At 68.3% G+C, this 24,502-nt stretch carries 16 protein-coding genes and 1 pseudogene; 7 read left to right on the forward strand and 10 right to left on the reverse strand.

Annotated features, from left to right (window positions below; genetic code table 11):
* Position 1: 1 nt before the first annotated feature.
* Complete coding sequence (locus OG747_RS17830) at positions 2–1,246, forward strand: cytochrome P450 (protein ID WP_405880324.1); 1,245 nt, start codon at positions 2–4, stop codon at positions 1,244–1,246.
* A 20-nt stretch (positions 1,247–1,266) separates the two neighbouring features.
* On the opposite strand, the pseudogene OG747_RS17835 reads toward OG747_RS17830, so the two are convergent.
* The 5 genes and pseudogenes from OG747_RS17835 to rpsL form a co-directional block, all read right to left on the reverse strand.
* Positions 1,267–1,365 (reverse strand): annotated as a pseudogene (locus OG747_RS17835) (hypothetical protein); the annotation flags it as partial.
* A gap of 226 nt (positions 1,366–1,591) precedes the next feature.
* On the reverse strand, positions 1,592–2,785 hold the full coding sequence (gene tuf, locus OG747_RS17840; protein ID WP_405880325.1) for an elongation factor Tu: 1,194 nt from the start codon (positions 2,783–2,785) through the stop codon (positions 1,592–1,594).
* 142 nt (positions 2,786–2,927) lie between these two features.
* Entirely contained in the window at positions 2,928–5,054 is a 2,127-nt protein-coding gene (fusA, locus tag OG747_RS17845) for an elongation factor G (RefSeq protein ID WP_405880326.1), read from the reverse strand.
* A gap of 39 nt (positions 5,055–5,093) precedes the next feature.
* Entirely contained in the window at positions 5,094–5,564 is a 471-nt protein-coding gene (gene rpsG / locus OG747_RS17850) for a 30S ribosomal protein S7 (protein ID WP_003974303.1), read from the reverse strand.
* Positions 5,565–5,566: 2 nt separating this feature from the next.
* Positions 5,567–5,938: a 30S ribosomal protein S12 gene (gene rpsL, locus OG747_RS17855; RefSeq protein WP_003948652.1), complete on the reverse strand. Its 372-nt coding sequence runs from the start codon at positions 5,936–5,938 to the stop codon at positions 5,567–5,569.
* A 462-nt stretch (positions 5,939–6,400) separates the two neighbouring features.
* Between rpsL and OG747_RS17860 the strand changes: the two genes are divergently transcribed.
* From OG747_RS17860 to OG747_RS17885, 6 genes are all read left to right on the forward strand, one after another.
* Complete coding sequence (locus OG747_RS17860) at positions 6,401–7,120, forward strand: Crp/Fnr family transcriptional regulator (protein ID WP_405880327.1); 720 nt, start codon at positions 6,401–6,403, stop codon at positions 7,118–7,120.
* A gap of 360 nt (positions 7,121–7,480) precedes the next feature.
* Positions 7,481–8,407: a hypothetical protein gene (locus OG747_RS17865; protein WP_405880328.1), complete on the forward strand. Its 927-nt coding sequence runs from the start codon at positions 7,481–7,483 to the stop codon at positions 8,405–8,407.
* Positions 8,404–10,578: a hypothetical protein gene (locus OG747_RS17870; RefSeq protein ID WP_405880329.1), complete on the forward strand. Its 2,175-nt coding sequence runs from the start codon at positions 8,404–8,406 to the stop codon at positions 10,576–10,578. The genes OG747_RS17865 and OG747_RS17870 overlap by 4 nt, the downstream gene beginning before the upstream one ends.
* Positions 10,579–10,669: 91 nt before the next feature.
* Complete coding sequence (locus OG747_RS17875) at positions 10,670–12,067, forward strand: PE-PGRS family protein (RefSeq protein WP_405880330.1); 1,398 nt, start codon at positions 10,670–10,672, stop codon at positions 12,065–12,067.
* Positions 12,064–12,573, forward strand: coding sequence for a Pycsar system effector family protein (locus OG747_RS17880; RefSeq protein ID WP_405880331.1), 510 nt, complete (start codon positions 12,064–12,066; stop codon positions 12,571–12,573). Before OG747_RS17875 ends, OG747_RS17880 begins: the two co-directional genes overlap by 4 nt.
* A 25-nt stretch (positions 12,574–12,598) precedes the next feature.
* On the forward strand, positions 12,599–13,915 hold the full coding sequence (locus OG747_RS17885; RefSeq protein WP_405880332.1) for a M48 family metalloprotease: 1,317 nt from the start codon (positions 12,599–12,601) through the stop codon (positions 13,913–13,915).
* A gap of 133 nt (positions 13,916–14,048) precedes the next feature.
* Here the strand turns inward: OG747_RS17885 and OG747_RS17890 are convergent, their stop codons facing one another.
* The 5 genes from OG747_RS17890 to OG747_RS17910 form a co-directional block, all read right to left on the reverse strand.
* Positions 14,049–17,972, reverse strand: coding sequence for a DNA-directed RNA polymerase subunit beta' (locus OG747_RS17890; RefSeq protein ID WP_405880333.1), 3,924 nt, complete (start codon positions 17,970–17,972; stop codon positions 14,049–14,051).
* Positions 17,973–18,082: 110 nt separating this feature from the next.
* On the reverse strand, positions 18,083–21,568 hold the full coding sequence (rpoB, locus tag OG747_RS17895) for a DNA-directed RNA polymerase subunit beta (RefSeq protein ID WP_405880334.1): 3,486 nt from the start codon (positions 21,566–21,568) through the stop codon (positions 18,083–18,085).
* 638 nt (positions 21,569–22,206) lie between these two features.
* Positions 22,207–22,590: a 50S ribosomal protein L7/L12 gene (gene rplL, locus OG747_RS17900; RefSeq protein ID WP_067367157.1), complete on the reverse strand. Its 384-nt coding sequence runs from the start codon at positions 22,588–22,590 to the stop codon at positions 22,207–22,209.
* A gap of 112 nt (positions 22,591–22,702) precedes the next feature.
* Positions 22,703–23,233, reverse strand: coding sequence for a 50S ribosomal protein L10 (gene rplJ / locus OG747_RS17905; RefSeq protein ID WP_055528987.1), 531 nt, complete (start codon positions 23,231–23,233; stop codon positions 22,703–22,705).
* Positions 23,234–23,547: 314 nt separating this feature from the next.
* Positions 23,548–24,402, reverse strand: a complete 855-nt coding sequence (locus tag OG747_RS17910; RefSeq protein ID WP_405885582.1) for an LppX_LprAFG lipoprotein — start codon at positions 24,400–24,402, stop codon at positions 23,548–23,550.
* Positions 24,403–24,502 lie beyond the last annotated feature (100 nt).

Below are 24,502 nucleotides of genomic sequence, written 5' to 3' on the forward strand. Positions count from 1 at the left end.
CATGGCAGAACAGACCACCACGCTCATCGAGGAGCCCGAGCAGCCCCTTCCCCCCGTTCGGGACTGGCCCGCCGGTCAGTTGAACGCGACCGAGTTCGAGCCGGTGCTCGCGGAGCTGATGCGGGAGGGGCCGCTGACGCGGATCCAGCTACCGTACGGGGAGGGCTGGGCGTGGCTGGCGACGCGCTACGACGACGTGAAGATGATCACGAACGACCCCCGGTTCAGCCGCAAGGAGGCCGCCGTCCGGCAGGTCACCCGGCTGGCGCCGCACTTCGCGCCGCGGCCCGGCGCGCTGGCCTGGGTCGACCAGCCCGACCACAACCGGCTGCGCCGCGCCATCACGAACGCCTACACCGTGAGCGCGGTGAACCGGCTGCGCCCCCGCGCCCAGGAGATGCTCGACACCCTGGTGGATGACATGGTGCGCGGCGGGCCGCCCGCCGATCTCATCGCGCGGGTCCTCGAACCCTTCCCCATCTCCGTCGTCTGCGAGGTCATGGGCGTGCCCGTCGAGGAGCGGGAGAAGCTGCACGACTGGACGCGGGAGATCATCTGCACCGCGGGCGGCGCCGCGGCCTCCGAGCACGCCAAGAAGGGCCTGTTCGGGTGGATCGGGCAGGCCGTCCGCGCACGCTGCGACAGCGAGAGCGACGGTGACAGCGAGGAGGTGCTGTCCCTGCTCGGTGCCGCAGTGCGGCGGGGCGAGCTCGGCGAGGAGGAAGCGATCAGCGTCGCCGGGCCGCTCCAGATCGGCGGCGAGGCCGTCACCAACAATTCCGGCCAGATGTTCTACCTCCTGCTGACCCGGCCCGACCTGCTGGAACGCTTCCGCAACGACCCCGCGTCCCGCCCCGCCGCCATCGAGGAACTCCTGCGCTACATCCCGCACCGCGCCGCCGTCGGACTGCCCCGCATCGCCGTCGAGGACGTCTACGTCCAGGGCACCCTCATCAGCGCGGGCGACGCCGTCTACGTCTCCTACCTCGCTGCCAACCGCGACCCGGACGTCTTCGCCGACCCCGACCGGATCGACCTCGACCGGGACACCAGCGGCCATCTGGCGTTCGGCAACGGGCCGCACTTCTGCACGGGCGCCGTCTTCTCCCGTATGCAGATCGAACTGCTCATCGACACCCTGCTCGAACGCCTTCCGGATCTGCGCCTCGCCGTGTCCGCCCACGAGGTCCCCTTCCGGCAGCGCACGATGATCCGCGGCCCGGTGGCTCTCCCCGTCACCTGGTGAACGGTCACCTGGCGTGCGGGTCAGCCGACGCGGTGGCTCTCCGGCGGGCCGGGATACGTCGGCCGCAGCCCACCCGTGTCGATCACCAGCCGTTGCAGCACCACCGTCGGGTCGACCATCCGTACGGCCCCGCGGCGCCCGCGACCAGTCCGCCTTCACCACCGCCCGCGTCTGCCGGTCGACCCGACCACGCGGACGGTCGACGGTGAGGCACGGGCAAGATCGTCGGGACGTCGGCGGTCCCGGTCGCGGACGGGCAACGGCAAAGGGGCCCGTACGACCGAAGTCGTACGGGCCCCTTCAAGGAGCTCGCGAGGAGCTACCAGGCGATCAAGCCAACAAGACCTACTTGTTGATCTTGATGACCTGGCCGGCGCCGACGGTCCGGCCACCCTCACGGATGGCGAACTTCAGGCCCTCTTCCATGGCGATGGGCTGGATGAGCTCGACCTTCATCTCAGTGTTGTCGCCGGGCATGACCATCTCGGTGCCCTCGGGGAGGGTCACAACACCGGTCACGTCAGTCGTACGGAAGTAGAACTGCGGACGGTAGTTGTTGAAGAACGGCGTGTGGCGGCCACCCTCGTCCTTGGACAGGATGTAGGCCTGGGCCTCGAACTCGGTGTGCGGCGTGACCGAACCGGGCTTGATGATGACCTGGCCGCGCTCGACGTCCTCGCGCTTGATGCCGCGGAGCAGCAGACCGACGTTCTCACCGGCCTGGCCCTCGTCGAGCAGCTTGCGGAACATCTCGATGCCGGTGACCGTGGTGGTGGTCTTCTCGGTCTTGATACCGATGATGTCGACGGTCTCGTTGACCTTGAGGACACCACGCTCGATACGGCCGGTGACGACCGTACCGCGACCGGTGATCGTGAAGACGTCCTCGATCGGCATGAGGAACGGCTTGTCGACGTCGCGCTCCGGCTCCGGGATCGCGGTGTCGACGGCGGCCATCAGGTCCAGGACCGACTGGCCCCACTCCTTGTCGCCCTCGAGCGCCTTGAGAGCGGAGACACGCACGACCGGAAGGTCGTCGCCCGGGAACTCGTACTCCGAGAGCAGCTCACGGACCTCGAGCTCGACGAGCTCCATGATCTCCTCGTCGTCCACCATGTCGGCCTTGTTCAGGGCGACAACGATGTACGGAACGCCGACCTGGCGGGCCAGGAGCACGTGCTCCTTGGTCTGCGGCATCGGGCCGTCGGTGGCGGCGACAACGAGGATGGCGCCGTCCATCTGCGCCGCACCCGTGATCATGTTCTTGATGTAGTCCGCGTGACCGGGGCAGTCGACGTGGGCGTAGTGACGGGTCTCCGTCTGGTACTCGACGTGCGCGATGGAGATGGTGATACCGCGCTGGCGCTCCTCGGGAGCCTTGTCGATCTGGTCGAAGGCCGAGGCCTCGTTCAGGTCCGGAAACGCGTCGTGCAGCACCTTGGTAATGGCGGCCGTGAGGGTCGTCTTACCGTGGTCGATGTGACCGATGGTGCCGATGTTGACGTGCGGCTTAGTCCGCTCGAACTTCGCCTTCGCCACTGGGTCCTCCTGTGGAGTGGTTCTGGTACGCCTTACTCATCGGCGCCAGGTGATCTTTGCTGGGATGCCGCCCGCCGGGGTTTTTCCGTGAGGTCCGACCCCGGCGGTCGGTGTCAAGCCTAAAGCGTGTAAACGGGGTGTGTTACTCGCCCTTGGCCTTCGCGATGATCTCCTCGGCGACGTTCCGGGGAACCTCGGCGTAGGAGTCGAACTGCATCGAGTAGCTTGCGCGACCCGAGGTCTTGCTGCGGAGGTCGCCGACGTAGCCGAACATCTCCGAGAGGGGCACGAGGCCCTTCACGACGCGGGCACCGGCCCGCTCCTCCATGGCCTGGATCTGACCACGGCGGGAGTTGATGTCGCCGATGACCTCACCCATGTAGTCCTCGGGCGTGGTGACCTCGACGGCCATCATCGGCTCGAGCAGCACGGGGCTGGCCTTGCGCGCGGCCTCCTTGAAGGCCTGCGAACCGGCGATCTTGAAGGCGAGCTCGGAGGAGTCGACCTCGTGGTAGCCACCGTCGAGAAGGATGACGCGGACGCCAGTCATCTCGTAGCCGGCCAGGATGCCGAACTGCATGGCCTCCTGCGCACCCGCGTCGACCGAAGGGATGTACTCCTTCGGGATGCGGCCACCGGTGACCTTGTTCACGAACTCGTACGAGGCGTCGCCGCCCTCGATCGGCTCGATCGCAATCTGCACCTTGGCGAACTGACCGGTACCACCGGTCTGCTTCTTGTGCGTGTAGTCGTGACGCTCGACGGCCTTGCGGATCGTCTCGCGGTACGCGACCTGCGGCTTGCCGACGTTGGCCTCGACCTTGAACTCACGGCGCATACGGTCGACCAGCACCTCGAGGTGCAGCTCGCCCATACCACCGATGATGGTCTGGCCGGTCTCCTCGTCCGAGTGAACCTGGAAGGAGGGGTCCTCCTCCGCGAGACGCTGGATGGCGACACCCAGCTTCTCCTGGTCACCCTTGGACTTGGGCTCGATGGCGACCTGAATGACCGGCGCCGGGAAGTCCATGGACTCCAGGATGACCGGGTTCTTGTCGTCGGACAGCGTCTCACCGGTGGTGGTCTGCTTCAGGCCCATGACGGCGACGATGTCGCCGGCGCCCACCGACTCGATCTCCTCACGCTTGTTCGCGTGCATACGGTAGATCTTGCCGATGCGCTCCTTCTTGCCCTTGACGGAGTTCAGCACCGCGGTGCCGGACTCCAGGCGGCCCGAGTAGACCCGGACGAAGGTGAGCTTGCCCAGGTGCGGGTCGCTCATGATCTTGAACGCGAGGGCGGAGAGCGGCTCGTCGTCGGACGGCTTGCGCTTGACGACCAGCTCCGGGTCCTTCACGTCGCGGCCCTCGATGGCCTCGACGTCAAGCGGAGTCGGCAGGTAGCGCACGACCGCGTCGAGCAGGGGCTGAACGCCCTTGTTCTTGAACGCGGTGCCACAGAACACCGGGGTGACCGTGACATCGTTGGACTTGCCGGACGCGATGGTGATGCGACGGATCGCGGCGTACAGCTGCTCCTCGGTGGGCTCCTGGCCCTCCAGGTACAGCTCCATGATCTCTTCGTCGTTCTCCGCGACGGCCTCGATCAGCTTGCCGCGCCACTCTTCAGCGGCCTCGGTGTGCGTGGCCGGGATGTCGACGACGTCGTACATCTCGCCCTTGGCGGCCTCGGCGGACCACACGAGCGCCTTCATGCGGACCAGGTCCACAACGCCCTTGAAGTCCATCTCGGCGCCGATCGGAAGCTGCATGACGAGCGGCTGGGCGCCCAGGCGGTCCGAGATCATGTCCACACAGCGGTGGAACTCGGCGCCGGTACGGTCCAGCTTGTTCACGAAGCAGATGCGCGGCACGCCGTAACGGTCGGCCTGACGCCACACCGTCTCGGACTGCGGCTCGACACCGGCGACACCGTCGAACACCGTGACGGCACCGTCGAGGACGCGCAGCGAGCGCTCCACCTCGACCGTGAAGTCGACGTGGCCCGGGGTGTCGATGATGTTGATCGTGTAGTCGTTGTCCTCAAGCGGCCAGTGACAGGTGGTGGCAGCAGAGGTGATCGTGATGCCACGCTCCTGCTCCTGCTCCATCCAGTCCATGGTGGCAGCGCCGTCGTGGACTTCACCGATCTTGTAGCTGACGCCGGTGTAGAAGAGGATCCGCTCAGTGGTGGTCGTCTTGCCCGCGTCGATGTGGGCCATGATCCCGATGTTGCGGACCCTGGCCAGGTCAAGTGAAGTGGTAGCCATAAGGCTTCAGTCTTCTCTCGGTCTCGATGGGGGTAGCGACTACCAGCGGTAGTGCGCGAAGGCCTTGTTGGACTCGGCCATCTTGTGGGTGTCCTCACGCTTCTTCACAGCGGCACCGAGGCCGTTGGAGGCGTCGAGAAGTTCGTTGAGCAGACGCTCGGTCATGGTCTTCTCGCGACGGGCGCGGGAGTAACCGACGAGCCAGCGCAGCGCGAGCGTGTTGGCACGACCGGGCTTGACCTCGATCGGAACCTGGTACGTCGCACCACCGACACGGCGGGACTTGACCTCGAGGGTCGGCTTGATGTTCTCCAGCGCGCGCTTCAGCGTGATGACCGGGTCGTTGCCCGTCTTCTCACGCAGACCCTCCATGGCGCCGTAGACGATGCGCTCGGCGGTGGAGCGCTTGCCGTTCAGCAGCACCTTGTTGATGAGGGAGGTCACCAGAGGGGAACCGTAGACCGGGTCGATGATGACCGGGCGCTTCGGGGCGGGGCCCTTACGAGGCATTTCTACTTCTCCTTCTTGGCGCCGTAGCGGCTGCGGGCCTGCTTGCGGTTCTTGACACCCTGGGTGTCAAGCGAACCACGGATGATCTTGTAGCGAACACCCGGCAGGTCCTTCACACGGCCGCCGCGCACGAGCACGATGGAGTGCTCCTGCAGGTTGTGTCCCTCACCCGGAATGTAAGCGGTGACCTCGATCCCGCTGGTCAGACGCACACGCGCGACCTTACGCAGGGCCGAGTTCGGCTTCTTCGGGGTGGTCGTGAACACACGCGTGCAGACGCCACGACGCTGAGGGGAACCCTCGAGTGCGGGCGTCTTGTTCTTCTCGACCTTGTCCTGCCGGCCCTTCCGGACCAGCTGCTGGATCGTAGGCACTACTTCTCCGGTTTCTATGTGCCGAATGGTGAAGCTAACCTGGAACGTCGCCGACCCACGCGGTCGGGTGTGTCGAATGCTGCAGACTCCCGCCGGAAGGCGAAAAGGGCGCAGATCACGGTGGCCGGTTACGGCTCCCCTCGGCGGTTTGAAGGCACGCACGGGAGCCAGGGCACACCCCAGGCACAAGGTCTGAGCGTACCTACCTCACGGACTCCGGTCAAAACAAATGCTGTCCAGGGCGACACGCCGGACTTCTTGCCACCGCGCCGTCACCCGTTCGAGGTCCCATCACGCCCCGGTCGCGGTCGCCGTGCCATCCCGTCGCCGTCCCATCGCGGTCCCGTCGCGGTCCCATCGTCACCAAAAGTATCCGTTCCCGGACGGTACTGCGCATTCGCTGTCCATGGCCGCGGCACCTTCAGTACCTTGATCGGTCGGCTGCGGCGATCGGGGGACCACATGACGGCAGCACACGCATCGGGGTTACCGGGGTCATCGGGCGACGGGGGGCTCGACGACCGGGTGCCGTTCCTGGCCCGGCTGGAGACCGAGGACCGCTCGGCGCTGCTGGAACTCGGCCATGAGCTCTCCTTCGCGCCCCGGATGGTGCTCCTGCACCAGAGCGAGCCGTCCTCGCACGTCCTGTTCGTCACGCACGGCTGGACGAAGGTGACCGCGGCGGCCACCAACGGCTACGAGGCGTTGCTCGCGCTACGAGGCCCCGGAGACATCATCGGGGAGTCCTCGGCGCTCACCGGGAGGCCGCGCTCGGCGACCGTGACCGCGCTGGAGCCGGTCCGTACGGTCGCCGTCGAACGCGGCCGCTTCACCGAGTTCCTCTCCCGCTCCCCGGCCGTCTCCTTCGCCCTCCTCGGCCTCACCTCGGACCGCACCCGGGCCGCCGACCGGCGCCGCCTGGAATTTGCCTCCCTGAGCGTCCGCGAACGCTTCGCGATCCTCCTCCTCGATCTCGCCCGCACCCACGGACGCCGGACCGACCAGGGCATCGAGCTCTCCGTCCCGCTGAGCAAACAGGAACTGGCGGGTTCGGTGGGCGCCTCCCGGGAGATGGTCCAACGGCTCCTGAAGGACCTGCGCGAGCGGGGGGCCGTGGTGACGGGGAGGCGGGCTCTGGTGATCGTGCGGCCGGATGTACTGCGGCAGATCGCACGGGGGTGAGGCGGGGTGCGTCGGTGCGGGGGTGGGTGGGGGCCGGGATCCGGTGGGTCACTGCAGGTGGGTCACTGCAGGTGGGCGGGGGCCAGGGCAGGACCCCGCGGATCACCGCCGACAGGCGGGGCCAGAACCCGGCGGATCACCGCGGGTGGGCGAGGGCCGGTCGCGCAGGTCCCCGCGCCTCTGAAGGGGCGCCGTGCCCGGCCGGAGGCTTCAGGGCGTGCGGCGGCCGTGGGGTTCTGTGCACACGGTCACACTCCGACTGGGTCATCCGCCCTCACGGCAACACGACACCGCCCGCCACTCTTCTGCCACTGCCGCACCACCGCCTTATCACCGCCGTACCACCTGCGAAGGGCGACCATGACCGACCCCGTGAGCCGGACGATCCTCCTGCTCGACATCGAGAAGTACAGCGACCGGGACGACATCGAGCAGGCGTACCTGCGGCGCATGCTCTACGACATCGCCGACCGCACCCTGGAGAGCGCCGGCATCGACGAGCGCCTGCGCCTGCGCGCCGACCGGGGCGACTCCGTGATGGAGCTCATCGACGCCAACGCCTCCGTCACCGCACTGCTGCGCGCCCTGCTCACCGAGGTCCCCACCCAGCTGCGGGCGGTCAACCGCATGGCGTCCAGCTCGGCGCAGATCCGACTGCGGGGCGTCGTCGCCACGGGGTACGTCGCCGTGGACGAGCACGACGGCTGGGTCGGCTCCGACCTCAACCACGCCTGCCGGCTCCTCGACGCCCAGCTGCTGCGCGCCGCCCTGCGGGAGCGGGCGAACGACTTCGCCCTGTGCGTCTCGGAGGGCGTGCACATGGGGATCGTGCGGCACGACCACCCCGGTATCCCGGCACAGGACTTCCACCAGGTGACCGTGGACAGCAAGAACGGCACCCTGCGGGCCTGGCTGCACGGCCCGGTTCCGGACGGTTCGGCGCCGGGAACCGACAACGACCACCGTGAAAAGGGGGGAACCTCGGTGCCGGGCGCCAGCTCGGGGGAGCGCCCGGCACCGAGGGCGGAGAAGGGCGAAACGCCGGAGACGGGTGAAACGCCGGAGACGGGAGCAACACAGCCTCCCGAGGCCCCGGCCCCCGAAGCCCCGGCCCCCGAGGCTCGAACTCCCCAGGCCTCCGCCGCTCCCGCGGGCGCCGTCTTCAACTTCAACGGCGGTACCCCCTCCTTCGGCGGCAGCCTCGTCGCCGGCGACCAGCACGGCGTCTCCGGCGGCCAGGTCACCGGAAACGTCTACCTCGGCACTTCCGGAGGTGAGTCGGCATGACGGTGCCCCCTCCCCCGGCGCCGGCCCCCGACGACGTACCCCCGAAGGGCCCGTATCCCGCCCCCGCCCCCGCCCTCGAACCGGACACCGAGCCCGAGGAACAGGAGCAGACCCAGGAGGCGCGCGCCGCGCAGCGGGAACTCTTCGCGCACACCCCGGGGTTCATCCTCGGCTCGGCCGCGTCCTTCGGCGGGAGCCTGGTCGGCGGCGCCCAGCACGGGGTGTCCGGCGGCGAGGTCGCCGGTGACGTGTTCATGGGCGGCAAGACGGAGATCCACCACTACGGGCCGTCGGCATCGACGACGTACGCCTCCGGAGAGATCCCGCGCGAGCGGCTCGACGCGCTCGCCGCGGTCTTCGTCGAGAGCCCGGCCTTCGAGACCGCCCTCAAGCGGCTGCGCGAGGAACGCGTCCTCGTCCTGGCCGGCGCCCACGCCAGCGGCCGCTACGCCGCCGCGCTGGCCCTGCTGCACCGCCTGAACGTACCCAGCGTGCACGCCCTGCCCTCCGAGACGGGCCCGGCGACACTGGCCGCCCATCTCGTCCACCCGGGCGGGCACGTCCTGCGCGATCTGCCGCTGAGCCGCAACCGGCCGCTGCGGGACACCCACCTGTACGCGGCCCGGGACCAGCTCGCCAAGGTCGACGGCCACCTGGTGGTGACCGTGGAGAACTCGCCCTTCCTGCTGGGGATCTCTCCCACGACCTGGGAGCCCCCGGAGGCGGCGGCCGTGGTGCGGGCGCACCTGTGCGCCCGGCGCTCCGGCGGCACCGACGCCGCCGACGCCGCCGACGACGTGGAGCGGCTGCTCGCCCTCGGCCCCGTCCGGGACTTCCTGGCCCCCGGCCGCCCCCACCCGGCCGAGGTCGCCGAGTTCGCCGAGGCGCTGGCCGGGTACGACGGGAGCGAGCGGGCGGCGGCCCGGCTGGCGGACTTCGGGCAGACGGCGGTCGAGAAGCAGTGCCGCAGCTGGCTCAGCGACCCCGACACCGAACTGCGGGACAAGGCCTTCCTGATCTCGCTCGCCGTCTTCGACCAGGCGCCCTACGTCCTCGCCGCCGAGCTCGCCGACCAGCTCTTCGTCCACTTCCAGCGGCTCCAGCATCCCGAACAGCCCCCGGAGATCCCGGTGTTCGGGCCCGCCCCCACCGCCCGCCTCGACCTCGCGCGGGCCGACGGGGAGCTGCGGCAGGAGCCGACCGACTGGGGACCGGTCCCGCAGTACACGGCGCGCTTCCGGGAGGAGCGCACCCCGCGCGTCCTGCTCACCGAGGTGTGGAACGGCCATCCCTCCGCCCGCCCCGCGCTGATCGCCTGGCTGAAGGAACTGGCCCGCGACGGCCGCCCCGTCGTACGGACCCGGGCCGCCGCGGCCACCGCGATGCTCGCCCTCGCCGACCTGCCCTCGGCAGTCGCCCTGCTGATCGACGGCTGGGCCGTGTCGAAGACCTTCGGCCCCCGGGTCACCGCCGCGAACACGCTCACGCTCGCCCAGCTCCTCGACGCGCCCGTCGTCCTGCGTCTGCTCACCCAGTGGTGCACGGACTCCCACTGGGCCCGCCGCTGGACCGCCATCCGCGCCTTCGGGCTGCTCACGCCGCTGCGCCCGGATCTGGCGGGCCCGGCCCTGAGCGCCCTCGCGGCCCGGGCCCGCGCCGACAACAGCAGCCCGGCCGAGGCGACCAACCTGATCGAGTCCACCGCCCTGCTGCTCTCCGTGGGCCTCCGGCGCGGCGAAATGCTCTCCGAGCTGGTCCGCCTCCTCCACCACGACACCCCGGCGGTCCGCGCGCTGGCGCTGGGCGCGTTCGTACGGGCCTGCGACAACGCCGAGGAGGGCGCGCTCGTCGAGTGGTACGCCGACACCGGCATGTACGAGGCGGACTCGGCCCGCGACCTCGCCACCCTCTGGCGCACCGCCCTCGGCGACCGCGCCCACACCCGGGGCGCCCTGAACGCCCTGCACACCTGGGTGTACGTGGCCGAGCGCCGCCCTGACGCGGCCCAGGCCCTGGAGCTGCTGCTGCCCGCGCTGGTGGTCACGGCGGACGACCACAAACGCCTCAGCCACGAACTGCGCACGCTCCGCCCGCTGGACGGCGGCCCGCGCCCGCCCCTCGCCGACCGCCTGCTCACCCTGCTGCACCCGACAACCGCCGCCACGCCCTGATCCACGTCTTGATCCACGCCGACCCACGGAGACCCGCGCAGCCCCCCGCTGACCCACGCTGATCCCCGCTGATTTCACGAGGAGTTGACCCATGGCGGAATTCCGCCGCCCGCCGGAGTGGCAGCAACAGGCCGACCGGCACAGCACGCTGATCGACCCGGTGCTCACCGTGCGGCCGATCTCCCGCTTCGACTACACGGCCCGGCGGCCGGTCTCCGCGATCGACCACGCCCTGGTGTTCGCCACCGTGGGCGGCGACTACCACAAGTACATCCCGCCGCACCGGCCGAGCCGCACGGACGCCGCGACCCGCCGCTACACCTCGGTCTACGAGGTGGACATGGGCAGCCACCCGGTGCAACTGGAGCTGGAACTGCCCAGTGACGACGACGCGTTCGCGTTCGGCGCCACGGCCGACCTGACCTGGCGGGTCTCGGACCCGATCGCGTACGTGGTGGGCGGTGAGCGCGACGTGCCCACCCGGCTCACCCGCGAACTCCACCAGCTCGCGCGACCGGTCAGCCGGCGGTTCTCGATCGAGGACAGCCGGGACGCGGAGGCCGAGGTCCAGGACGCCGTCGAGAAGGGCGTCTTCGCCGCGGGCATCGGGCTCGCGGTCACCTGTGTGGTGCGGCTGCGCCTGGACGACGACGCGATCGCCCACCGCCGACGGCAGCGGGCGCTGCGCTACGAGACCGACATGCTCGACCCCGAGCACGCGTACCGGCTGCACCAGGCCCAGCAGATGCACGAGCTGGAGGTGCTGCGCCAGACGCAGTCCCAGGAGCTGATGGCCCAGAAGATCGCCTTCTACCAGTACCACCTGCAGCACGGGGGCGTCGCCCAGTGGGCCTTTCACCTCGCCACGCACCCCGAGGACACCCGGATGGTCATCAACGCCCTCCAGAAGGACCAGCTGTCCGTCATCGAGAGCCAGCTGGAACTGATCGCCGGAGACACCCTGGAGGACTTCCAGAAGGCCGAATCGGCCCGCTCCACCCTGCGCGTCGTCAAGGAACTGAGCAGCCGCCAGACGCCTCCGCCGCCCCCGCCGCAGCCCGGACACCCGGCGCCGCCACCCGGGGGCGTACCCCAGCAGCCGTACGACCCCTCACAGCCGTACAGCGCCCCACAGCCGTACGGACCCGCTCAGCCGTACGGCGCTCCGGCCCCCGGAGCCGCACCGGGCCAGCCCTACGCCCCGCCCGCGCCCGGCGGCGTACCGGGCCGGCCCTATGCCCCGCCCGTGTCCCACCAGCCGTACGTCCCGCCCGCGCCCGGACCCGTGCCGCCGCAGCCACCACAGCCACCACAGCCGTACGCGGCACAGCCACCCGCGGCGCAGCCGTACGCACCGCAGCCGTACGAGACTCAGCCCCCGGTTCCGCCCGCCGTCGCTCCCACGCCCGCCATTCCGCCGGCTCCCTCGGCCTATCCGCCGCCGTCTTCGTCTCCGTCTCCGGAGTCCCCCGAGACAGGACCGGAATGACCACTTCCAGTACGAACACCGGCAACAGGTCCGCCGAACGCCTGCTGGACGAGCTGCGCGGCGAGATCGCCCGGGCCGACAGCAAGGCGGCCGTGCTGGTGGCGGCGCTCGGCATGACCGCAGGGGTGTTCAGCGGACTGCTGGCCGGACGGAACTGGTCGCCGAGCGACCTCTCCGCGCCGGGCACGGCCGTCTGGTGGGCAGGAGCCCTGGCCCTCACCTTCGCCCTGTTCGCGCTGCTGCTCGCGGTGCTCCCCCGGTACCGCGGCAGCTCCTGGGCCCCGGGCCGGCCCCTCTGCTACTTCGGCGACATCCAACGAGCCGTACGGGAAGGCCAGTTGGCCACCGCTCTCGCCGACACCGACCGCGACCCCGCCGCCGGACTCACCGCGGCGCTCACCGAAACCAGCCGTATCGCCGCCCGCAAGCACCAGTGGATCCGTACCGGCCTGATCGCCTTCTGCGCGGGCACGGTGCTGCTTCCCGCCGGGTTACTCATCGGCTGACGTCCCCATCCTGAAGGAGCCCACCATGTCCTACCCGCCAGACCCGGCGGCACCGGAGCCCCAGTACCCGGGAACCCCCGCGCCCCCGCCGTATCCGGGCAGCGCCCCCCAGTACCCGGGAGCGGGGGCCGGGGCCGCACCCTCCTACCCGGGCGCCGCACCCTCCTACCCAGGCGCCGCACCCTCCTACCCAGGCGCGGCACCCTCGTACCCAGGCGCCGCACCCTCCTACCCAGGAGCTGCGCCCAGCTACCCGGCCGCTCCCCCCACGTACCCGAGCGGCCCCCAGCCCCCCACCGCCACCACACCGCCGTACATCCCGCCGCAGATGCCCCCCGCCGCTCCCCCGGTACCGCCGCAGGCCCCGCCCGCCCCCACCGCCGCCCCGGACGACCTCGACTACCGCCACCTCGGCTCCCGCGTCCACGTGGCCGCGCACCAGCGCGGCACCGACGCCACCGCGATCGGGCAGCTGGCCGTGCAGGTGCCGGGCTTCCTGGTCAGCCTCGCCGTGGTCGCCTCCTTCTCCGTGGCGATCTTCGGCACGGCCGTCGGCTGGCTGGTCCTGCTGGCCTGGCTGGCCTCCGGGGCGCTCGTCTTCCACCGGCCCACCGAACTGGCCTTCGCCCGCCATGTGATGAAGCTCCGGGTGCCGCTCGCCGCGGAACGGGCCCGCCTGGAGCCGATCTGGCGCGAGGTGACCGCCCGCGCGGGCATCGAGGCACAGACGTACGAGCTGATGGTGGAGAACAGCGTGGAACTGAACGCCGTGGCGGCCGCCGGCCACGTCGTCGGGGTCACCACGTACGCGCTCAACGAGATCCCCAGCAGCAACCTGGCCGCCGTACTCGCCCACGAACTCGGTCACCACACCGGCGGCCACGCCTGGACCGGTCTGCTCGGCTACTGGTACTCGCTGCCCGGCCGGATCGCCTGGGCCTTCATGCGGGGCATCGCCCGGATCGCGATCCGGGTCGCCGGTGTCTTCTCGCTGGCCGCGACCGGGATGGTCTACTTCTTCATCGGGATCACGGTGTTCGCCGGGTTCGTCACCGTCTGGTACATCACCATCCCGCTCGTCGCCGCCCCGTACCTGCTCGCCTACATGGGCCGCCAGGGCGAGCTGCGCGCCGACCGGCAGGCCGCGGACCTCGGCTTCGCGCGCGAACTGGCCCAGGTCCTGCACCATTTCCAGGCCCAGGAGGACGCGGTGAAGGCACAGGCCGCGGCGCACGGCAAAAAGCTCAAGGAACCGGGCGGCCTGGCCAAACTGCTGACCACCCACCCGGACAACTACACCCGCCTGCGCGCCCTGGAGCCCTACCTCCAGCTGAGCCGATGACCGATGACCGCTGACCGCTGCGACTGACACCGGCACCGGTACCAGCACCTGACGACTGGCATCCGACAACGCCGAAGGGCGGCCACCCCGTACGAAACGGAGTGGCCGCCCTTCAGTACTTCAGACGTACGCCTTACTGGTTGTACGGACCGTAGTCGTAGTCCTCCAGCGGGACGGCCTGGCCGGAGCCCGTGCCGAACGGCGAGTAGTCGATGTCGTCGTAGCCGACGGCCGAGTACATCGCGGCCTTGGCCTCCTCGGTCGGCTCGACCCGGATGTTGCGGTAGCGGGACAGACCCGTACCGGCCGGGATGAGCTTACCGATGATGACGTTCTCCTTGAGGCCGATCAGGGAGTCGGACTTGGCGTTGATCGCCGCGTCCGTCAGAACCCTGGTCGTCTCCTGGAAGGACGCCGCCGACAGCCACGACTCGGTCGCCAGCGAGGCCTTGGTGATACCCATCAGCTGCGGACGGCCGGAGGCCGGGTGGCCGCCTTCCTGGACCACACGACGGTTCTCGGTCTCGAACTTCGAGCGCTCGACCAGCTCGCCGGGCAGCAGCTCCGCGTCGCCCGACTCGATGATCGTCACCCGGCGCAGCATCTGCCGGATGATGATCTCGATGTGCTTGTCGTGGATCGACACACCCTGCGAGTTGTAGACCTTCTGGACCTCGCCGACCAGGTGGACCTGGACGGCACGCTGACCCAGGATGCGCAGCACGTCGTGCGGGTTGGTGGCACCCACGGTGAGCTTCTGGCCCACCTCGACGTGCTCGCCCTCGGACACCAGGAGCCGGGCACGCTTCGAGATCGGGAACGCCGTCTCGTCGCTGCCGTCGTCCGGGGTGACGACGAGCTTCTTGGTCTTCTCGGTCTCCTCGATCCGGATGCGGCCGGAGGCCTCCGAAATCGGGGCGACACCCTTCGGCGTACGAGCCTCGAAGAGCTCGACGACACGGGGCAGACCCTGGGTGATGTCGTCACCGGCCACACCACCGGTGTGGAAGGTACGCATCGTCAGCTGCGTACCGGGCTCACCGATGGACTGGGCGGCGATGATGCCGACCGCCTCACCGATGTCGACCAGCTTGCCGGTGGCCAGCGAACGGCCGTAGCACATGGCGCAGGTGCCGACGGCGGACTCGCAGGTCAGGACCGAGCGGGTCTTGACCTCCTCGATGCCGTGCTTGACCAGTTCGTCGATGAGGACGTCGCCGAGGTCGGTGTTGGCCGGGGCCAGCACCTTGCCGTCGACGGTGATGTCCTCGGCCAGCGCACGTGCGTACACGCTGGTCTCGACGTTCTCCGCCTTGCGCAGGACACCGTCCGCGCCGCGCTCCGCGATGTGCAGCTTGAGGCCACGGTCGGTGCCGCAGTCCTCCTCGCGGATGATGACGTCCTGGGAGACGTCGACCAGACGACGGGTGAGGTAACCCGAGTCGGCGGTACGCAGAGCCGTGTCCGCCAGACCCTTACGAGCACCGTGCGTCGAGATGAAGTACTCCAGCACCGACAGGCCCTCACGGAAGGAGGCCTTGATCGGACGCGGGATCGTCTCGTTCTTGGCGTTCGACACCAGACCACGCATACCGGCGATCTGACGCATCTGCATCATGTTTCCTCGGGCACCCGAGTCAACCATCATGAAGATGGGGTTCGTCTTCGGGAAGTTCGCGTTCATCGCCTCGGCAACCTCGTTGGTCGCCTTGGTCCAGATCGCGATGAGCTCCTGCGTGCGCTCTTCCTTGGTGATCAGACCGCGCTCGTACTGCTTCTGGACCTTCTCGTCCTGCGCCTCGTAGCCCTTGACGATCTCCTTCTTCGCCTCGGGAACGACGACGTCGGAGATGGCCACGGTGACGCCGGAACGGGTCGCCCAGTAGAAGCCGGCCGCCTTCAGGTTGTCGAGCGTCGCCGCCACGATGACCTTGGGGTAGCGCTCGGCGAGGTCGTTGACGATCTCGGAGAGCTGCTTCTTGCCCACCGAGTAGTCGACGAACGGGTAGTCCTCGGGCAGCAGCTCGTTGAAGAGCGCACGGCCCAGGGTCGTACGGAGGCGGAAGGTGTCACCCTGCTGCCACTCGCCCGCGGCGTAGCCGCCATCGGACGCAACGCCCTCCTCCTGCGCCGGCGGGGTCCAGCCGCGCGGCGGGATGGTGCCCACCGGGAAGCGGATGTCGACGGCCGACTGGAGCGCGAGCTCCCCGGCGTCGAACGCCATCGTCGCCTCGGCGGTCGAGCCGAAGGCACGGCCCTCGCCCTTGACGTCGCGCAGCTCGCCGTCCGTGGTCAGGAAGAACAGACCGAGGACCATGTCCTGGGTCGGCATCGTGACCGGGCGGCCGTCGGCGGGCTTGAGGATGTTGTTCGAGGACAGCATCAGGATGCGGGCCTCGGCCTGCGCCTCCGCGGAGAGCGGCAGGTGGACGGCCATCTGGTCACCGTCGAAGTCCGCGTTGAACGCGGTGCAGACGAGCGGGTGGATCTGGATGGCCTTGCCCTCGACCAGCTGCGGCTCGAAGGCCTGGATGCCGAGGCGGTGCAGCGTGGGCGCACGGTTCAGCAGAACCGGGTGCTCAGCGATGACCTCTTCCAGGACGTCGTACACGACCGTGCGGCCGCGCTCGACCATCCGCTTGGCGCTCTTGATGTTCTGCGCGTGGTTCAGGTCGACCAGACGCTTCATCACGAACGGCTTGAAGAGCTCCAGCGCCATGGCCTTGGGCAGACCACACTGGTGCAGCTTCAGCTGCGGACCGACGACGATCACGGAACGCGCGGAGTAGTCCACACGCTTGCCGAGCAGGTTCTGACGGAATCGACCCTGCTTGCCCTTCAGCATGTCGCTGAGGGACTTCAGCGGACGGTTGCCGGGGCCCGTGACCGGGCGACCACGACGGCCGTTGTCGAAGAGCGCGTCGACGGCCTCCTGAAGCATGCGCTTCTCGTTGTTCACGATGATCTCGGGGGCACCGAGGTCAAGGAGTCGCTTCAGACGGTTGTTGCGGTTGATCACGCGGCGGTACAGGTCGTTCAGGTCGGAGGTCGCGAAGCGGCCACCGTCCAGCTGCACCATCGGACGCAGGTCCGGCGGGATGACCGGCACGCAGTCGAGCACCATGCCCTTGGGGCTGTTGCTGGTCTGCAGGAACGCGGAGACGACCTTGAGGCGCTTGAGCGCACGGGTCTTCTTCTGGCCCTTGCCGGTGCGGATGATCTCGCGGAGGCGCTCGGCCTCCTCGTCCAGGTCGAAGGACTCCAGGCGCTTCTGCAGCGCCGCGGCACCCATCGAACCGTCGAAGTACGTGCCGAAGCGGTCACGCAGCTCGCGGTAAAGGAGCTCGTCGCCCTCCAGGTCCTGGACCTTCAGGTTCTTGAAGCGGGCCCACACCTCGTCGAGACGGTCGATCTCGCGCTGCGCACGGTCACGCAGCTGCTTCATCTCACGCTCGGCACCTTCGCGCACCTTGCGGCGCACATCGGCCTTGGCGCCCTCGGCCTCGAGCTCGGCCAGGTCGGTCTCGAGCTTCTTGGCGCGGGCTTCGAGGTCGGCGTCGCGACGGTTCTCGATCTGCTGACGCTCGACGGAGACGTGCGCCTCCAGCGAGGGCAGGTCGCGGGTGCGGCGCTCCTCGTCGACGAACGTGATCATGTACGCCGCGAAGTAGATGACCTTCTCAAGGTCCTTCGGGGCGAGGTCGAGCAGGTAGCCCAGACGCGACGGAACGCCCTTGAAGTACCAGATGTGGGTGACGGGAGCGGCCAGCTCGATGTGGCCCATCCGCTCACGACGCACCTTGGCGCGAGTGACCTCGACGCCGCAGCGCTCACAGATGATGCCCTTGAAGCGGACACGCTTGTACTTACCGCAGTAGCACTCCCAGTCCCGGGTCGGACCGAAGATCTTCTCGCAGAAGAGTCCGTCCTTTTCGGGCTTGAGGGTGCGGTAGTTGATGGTCTCGGGCTTCTTGACCTCGCCGTGGCTCCACTGACGGATGTCGTCAGCGGTGGCCAGACCGATCCGGAGCTCATCGAAGAAGTTGACGTCGAGCACTATGCGTCAATCCCTCTCAGGGTTGTAAGTCATGGGGTCTGATACGGGGGTCCTGGGGCCGGCCGGAGGCTCATTGACGTTCATCGCCGAGCCTCCGTACCGAACTCCCGTCAGACCTCTTCGACGCTGCTCGGCTCGCGCCGGGACAGGTCGATGCCGAGCTCCTCCGCCGCGCGGAAGACGTCCTCGTCGGTGTCACGCATTTCGATGGACATACCGTCGCTGGACAGCACCTCCACGTTGAGGCAGAGAGACTGCATCTCCTTGATGAGCACCTTGAAGGACTCGGGGATGCCGGGCTCGGGGATGTTCTCGCCCTTGACGATGGCCTCGTAGACCTTCACGCGGCCGGTCACGTCGTCGGACTTGATGGTCAGCAGCTCCTGGAGGGCGTAAGCGGCGCCGTACGCCTCCAGCGCCCACACCTCCATCTCACCGAAGCGCTGGCCACCGAACTGGGCCTTACCACCCAGCGGCTGCTGGGTGATCATCGAGTACGGACCGGTCGAACGGGCGTGGAGCTTGTCGTCGACCAGGTGGTGGAGCTTGAGGATGTACATGTAGCCGACCGAGATCGGCTCCGGGAACGGCTCACCGGAGCGGCCGTCGAACATCCTCGCCTTGCCGGACGGGAGCACCATGCGCTCGCCGTCGCGGTTCGGGATCGTGTGCTGCAGCAGACCCGCGAGCTCGTCCTCACGCGCACCGTCGAAGACGGGGGTGGCGACGTTGGTGCCCGGGGCGACCTGGTCGGCCTCGATGGCCTGCAGACGCCGCGCCCAGTCCTCGCTGAGCCCGGAGACGTCCCAGCCGCGGCTGGCGAGCCAGCCGAGGTGGATCTCCAGGACCTGTCCCGGGTTCATTCGGGACGGGACACCGAGCGGGTTGAGGATGATGTCGACCGGGGTGCCGTCCTCCAGGAACGGCATGTCCTCGATCGGCAGGATCTTGGAGATGACACCCTTGTTGCCGTGGCGGCCGGCGAGCTTGTCACCGTCCGTGATCTTGCGCTTCTGCGCCACGTAGACACGAACCAGCTGGTTCACGCCCGGCGGCAGCTCATCGCCCTCCTCACGGTCGAAGACGCGGACGCCGATGACCTTGCCGATCTCGCCGTGCGGCACCTTCAGCGAGGTGTCGCGCACCTCGCGCGCCTTCTCACCGAAGATCGCGCGGAGCAGGCGCTCCTCCGGGGTCAGCTCGGTCTCACCCTTGGGCGTGACCTTGCCGACCAGGATGTCGCCGGCGACGACCTCGGCACCGATGCGGATGATGCCGCGCTCGTCGAGGTCGGCGAGCACCTCCTCGGAGACGTTCGGGATGTCCCGGGTGATCTCCTCGGGGCCGAGCTTGGTGTCACGGGCGTCGACCTCGTGCTCCTCGATGTGGATCGAGGAGAGGACGTCGTCCTGCACGAGGCGCTGCGACAGGATGATCGCGTCCTCGTAGTTGTGACCCTCCCACGGCATGAACGCCACGAGCAGGTTCTTGCCGAGCGCCATCTCGCCGTTCTCGGTCGCCGGGCCGTCGGCCAGAACCTGACCGGCGACGACCCGGGCGCCCTCGTCCACGACAACCTTCTGGTTGACGGAGGTGCCCTGGTTGGAGCGGGAGAACTTGTGCAGGCGGTACGTGGTGTACGTGCCGTCGTCGTTGGCGGTGGTGACGTAGTCCGCGGAGACCTCCTGGACCACACCGTCCTTCTCCGACTTCAGGACGTCACCGGCGTCGACCGCGCAGCGGTACTCCATGCCGGTGCCGACCAGCGGCGCCTCGGACTTGATGAGCGGCACGGCCTGACGCATCATGTTCGCGCCCATGAGGGCACGGTTGGCGTCGTCGTGCTCCAGGAACGGGATCATGGCGGTCGCGACCGACACCATCTGGCGCGGGGAGACGTCCATGTAGTCGACGTCCTCACCGGGGACGTAGTCGACCTCTCCGCCACGACGGCGGACCAGGACGCGGGACTCCTCGAAGCGGAACTCGTCCGTCAGCGGCGCGTTGGCCTGCGCGATGACGAACCGGTCCTCTTCGTCGGCCGTGAGGTAGTCGACCTCGTCGGTGACGATACCGCCGGTGACCTTGCGGTACGGCGTCTCGACGAAACCGAAGGCGTTGACCCGGCCGTAGGAGGCGAGCGAGCCGATCAGACCGATGTTCGGGCCTTCAGGGGTCTCGATCGGGCACATGCGGCCGTAGTGCGACGGGTGCACGTCACGGACCTCGAAGCCGGCCCGCTCACGGGAGAGACCACCCGGGCCAAGAGCCGACAGGCGGCGCTTGTGGGTGAGACCCGACAGCGGGTTGTTCTGGTCCATGAACTGCGACAGCTGGCTGGTGCCGAAGAACTCCTTGATGGAGGCGACGACCGGCCGGATGTTGATCAGGGTCTGCGGCGTGATCGCCTCGACGTCCTGAGTCGTCATGCGCTCGCGAACGACGCGCTCCATACGAGCCAGACCCGTGCGGACCTGGTTCTGGATGAGCTCGCCGACGTTGCGCAGACGACGGTTGCCGAAGTGGTCGATGTCGTCGGTCTCGACGACGATCTGCGTGCCGTTGTCACCGACGGTCTCGGTCTCACCGGCGTGCAGCTTCACCAGGTACTTGATCGTCGAGATGATGTCCTCGACGGTCAGGATGCCGGCGTCGAGCGGGGCTTCGCCGCCCAGCTTCTTGTTGACCTTGTAGCGGCCGACCTTCGCGAGGTCGTAGCGCTTCGGGTTGAAGTAGAGGTTCTCGAGCAGCGTCTGCGCGGCCTCACGGGTCGGGGGCTCGCCCGGACGCAGCTTGCGGTAGATGTCGAGCAGCGCGTCGTCCTGGCCCTGGGTGTGGTCCTTCTCCAGGGTGGCGCGCATGGACTCGTACTCGCCGAACTCCTCGAGGATCTGCTCGGTCGTCCAACCGAGAGCCTTCAGGAGAACGGTGACGGACTGCTTGCGCTTGCGGTCGATGCGGACACCGACCATGTCGCGCTTGTCGATCTCCATCTCCAGCCAGGCACCCCGGGACGGGATGACCTTCGCGGAGAAGATGTCCTTGTCGGACGTCTTGTCGATCGAGGAATCGAAGTAGACGCCCGGCGAGCGGACCAGCTGCGACACCACGACACGCTCGGTGCCGTTGATGACGAAGGTGCCCTTGTTGGTCATGAGCGGGAAGTCGCCCATGAAGACCGTCTGGGACTTGATCTCGCCGGTCTCGTTGTTGGTGAACTCGGCGGTGACGAAGAGCGGGGCCGCGTACGTGAAGTCGCGGTCCTTGCACTCGTCGATGGAGTTCTTCGGGGGCTCGAAGCGGTGGTCCCGGAACGTCAGGGACATCGACCCGGAGAAGTCCTCGATCGGGGAGATCTCCTCGAAGATCTCCTCCAGACCGGACTTCGTGGGGACGTCCTGTCCGTTGTCCAGAGCCGCCTCGACACGAGCCTTCCACGCGTCGTTGCCGAGCAGCCAGTCGAAGCTCTCGGTTTGCAGCGCAAGAAGGTTCGGAACCTCGAGGGGCTCCTTGATCTTTGCAAAGGAGATGCGCAGCGGGGCGGTGCTGGCGCCGTTGTTCGTATTCGCGGTCGAGGCAGTGCGCGAGGCGGCCAAGAGGGGGTCCTTCCGAGGGCTCGGACTCACTACGCGCGTACCGGCCCCCCACTGGGGCACAGAGACAGAGCGTTCCCGACTCAGCCTAAAAGGCCAGGTCAGAGATGATCCGGTCATCGGTGCTCAAGCGAGGGCATGCCCCTGGTGACGGGCAGGAGGCAGCTAACAGGCAGCGCAAAGGGTCAGTGTAGCCAGTTGGCCCACTGATGTCCAGTCCCGGTTTTTTGAGACCCTCGTTGTTCTCAACACCTGCCGCAAGCCACGCCCTCAATGCACATCGATACTGCCCTCTTCGTCGTCGATCCATGCCTCGGATACGGATCGTTGTGACGACGCGTCCTGAGAATTGCGCGCTGCGTGCGGTTCGTCAAGGCCCCCCATGCCCAAAGCAAGTGCCGCGATCGTCACGTACAACCTGTCTTGCAACCCGTCTTGCAGCCCGTCACGGGCGCAGCCGGAGGCACAACGAAGATCACCATACTCGTCGCCACCGACAGTGCAAGGCAGCCGCCGCCGGACCCCCTGGAACGCCGAAGAGCGACCACCCAGATGGGTGATCGCTCCTCAGTGCGTCAGCGTTACAGAGCCACTAGTAGACCTGTATCAGCTCGCGAGGGGTCCGCAGCGGACCCGTGGGACTACTTGACCTCGACGGAGGCGCCGGCGCCCTTGAGGGACTCGGCAGCCTTCTCGGCGGCCTCCTTGGCGACCTTCTCGAGAACGGGCTTCGGGGCGCCGTCCACGAGGTCCTTGGCCTCCTTCAGACCCAGGGAGGTCAGCTCACGCACGACCTTGATGACCTGGATCTTCTTCTCGCCGGCACCCGTGAGGATGACGTCGAACTCGTCCTGCTCCTCGACGGCCTCAGCGGCGGCGGCCGGACCGGCCGGGCCCGCAACGGCGACCGCGGCGGCGGCGGTGACGTCGAACTTCTCCTCGAACGCCTTCACGAACTCGGAGAGCTCGATGAGGGTCATGTCCTCGAACTGCGCGAGCAGGTCTTCCTGGCTGAGCTTCGCCATGATGGGCGATCCTTCCACTAATTCGGCTGGTGCCGGGATGTACATGTGAGGCGGGCGTACGTTCGGCCCGCTACGACCGTCGCCTCAGGCGGCGGTCAATGCGCGAGCCGAATTACTCGGCACCGCCCTGCTCGGCCAGCTTGACCCGAAGCGCCTCCGCGGTGCGGACGAACTTCGACGGGAGCGCCTGGAAGAGCGAGGCAGCCTGGGACTGCTTGCCCTTGAACGCACCGGCCAGCTTGCTGAGCAGAACCTCGCGGGACTCAAGGTCCGCAAGCTTCTTGATCTCGTCGGCGGACAGCGCCTTGCCGTCAAGGACACCGCCCTTGATGACGAGGTTCGGGTTGTCCTTGGCGAAGTCACGAAGACCCTTCGCCGACACCACCGGGTCACCGGTGATGAAGGCGACCGCCGTCGGACCGTTGAACAGGTCGTCGAGCGTGGAGATCCCGGCCTCGTTGGCCGCAATCTTGGTCAGCGTGTTCTTCACCACGGCGTACTGGGCGTCTTCACCGAGCGAACGGCGCAGCGTCTTGAGCTGCGCCACGGTGAGACCCCGGTACTCGGTCAGCACAGCGGCGTTCGAGCTGCGGAACTGGTCCGCGAGCTCGGCTACCGCGGCAGCCTTGTCGGGCCTTGCCATAGAGCGTCGGCCTCCTTCCGGGTGATGAGGACCGCTCGGAAGGGGCTGGGCAAAACGAAACGCCCCGGCGCAGGCGCACGGGGCGTAGCTCGACCGGTACGTCCGCAAGCTGAGCGAGCGAACTCCGGGAGCACATCCACAGTCACCTACGCGGGTCGTCCGCAGTTTCAGCGGATCCTTCGGCCACCTTGCCCTCTTGCGAGCGCAAGGCAACGACCAGCGGTCTTTGGCTTCTGGAGCACAGTACGTGACGGGGGCGCTGTCAAGCAAATCCGCTCAGCGGCGCCTCATGTCAGCGGCGGTCCGGTGCCGGATCAGCCCTTCTGGGCGTCCTTCACCATCTGTGCGAGGTCGACGGTGTCCTTGGCGGGCGGGGCCTTCACCGTCACCGGCTTGTTGTAGTCGAGGAAGGTCATGGTCACGTCGAACGGGCCCTTGTCGGCGGCGGCGCGCATCCGGAGCTGCTTGGTGTGGTCGTCCGGATCGATCCACATGTCCATGGTGAGCTTGTCTGCGCCCATGTCCTCGTACTGCTTCAGGCTCTTCTCGCGCTTGTCCCGCGTCGCCTTGCCCTCCTTCTTGAGCGCCGCGCGGAGGTCGTCGAGGGTGACCGTGCCCCTGTAGTGGGTGGTCTGGACGCCGCCGACCTTCTCGGTACCGACCTTCTTCACGTCCTTGGAGCCGGTGAGGAAGGTGGACTCCTGGGTCGGGTCCTGGTTGGCCTGGTCCGAGAGCTTGCTCGCGTCGATGCCCGGAGAGCTGCCGGCCCCCTTGGCCATCCCGGAGATGTCGAACTTCATCCAGCTCTTGCCGTCCATCTCCTTGGCGGCGGCTTCGCCCCCGCCCAGGTACATCGCCCCGTCGACGACCCGGATCTCCATCTTGCCGTCGGCGCCCTGGTCGAGGGCGGTCATCTTCATGCTCATGGCCAGCGGCTTCATGCTCATCGACGCCTGGGCCTCGACACGGCCCGTCTCGGGGACCTTGCCGCTCATGCGGTAGCTGAGGGACGTGATGGCCTCACTGTTCTTCGCCGCTTTCGCCACGGCCGCCGCGGGCGTCATCTTCGGCGACTCGCCGCCACCCTTCGAACAGGCGACCGCGCCACCCCCCAGCACCAGCGCGGCGAGTGCGGCGCCCGCCGCTCCATGCCGTACGGAGTCACGCACAGAAAACATCAAGATCCCCCCCAGGGAACGCATGAGCGATTCACAGACTGGGCGTGAGCGTAACTCAGGGGGGTCTCCGGGATCTTCTGAATTCCCGTGG

Origin of the sequence: Streptomyces sp. NBC_01384, from assembly GCF_045040035.1 — a bacterium.
Lineage (GTDB): Bacteria > Actinomycetota > Actinomycetes > Streptomycetales > Streptomycetaceae > Streptomyces.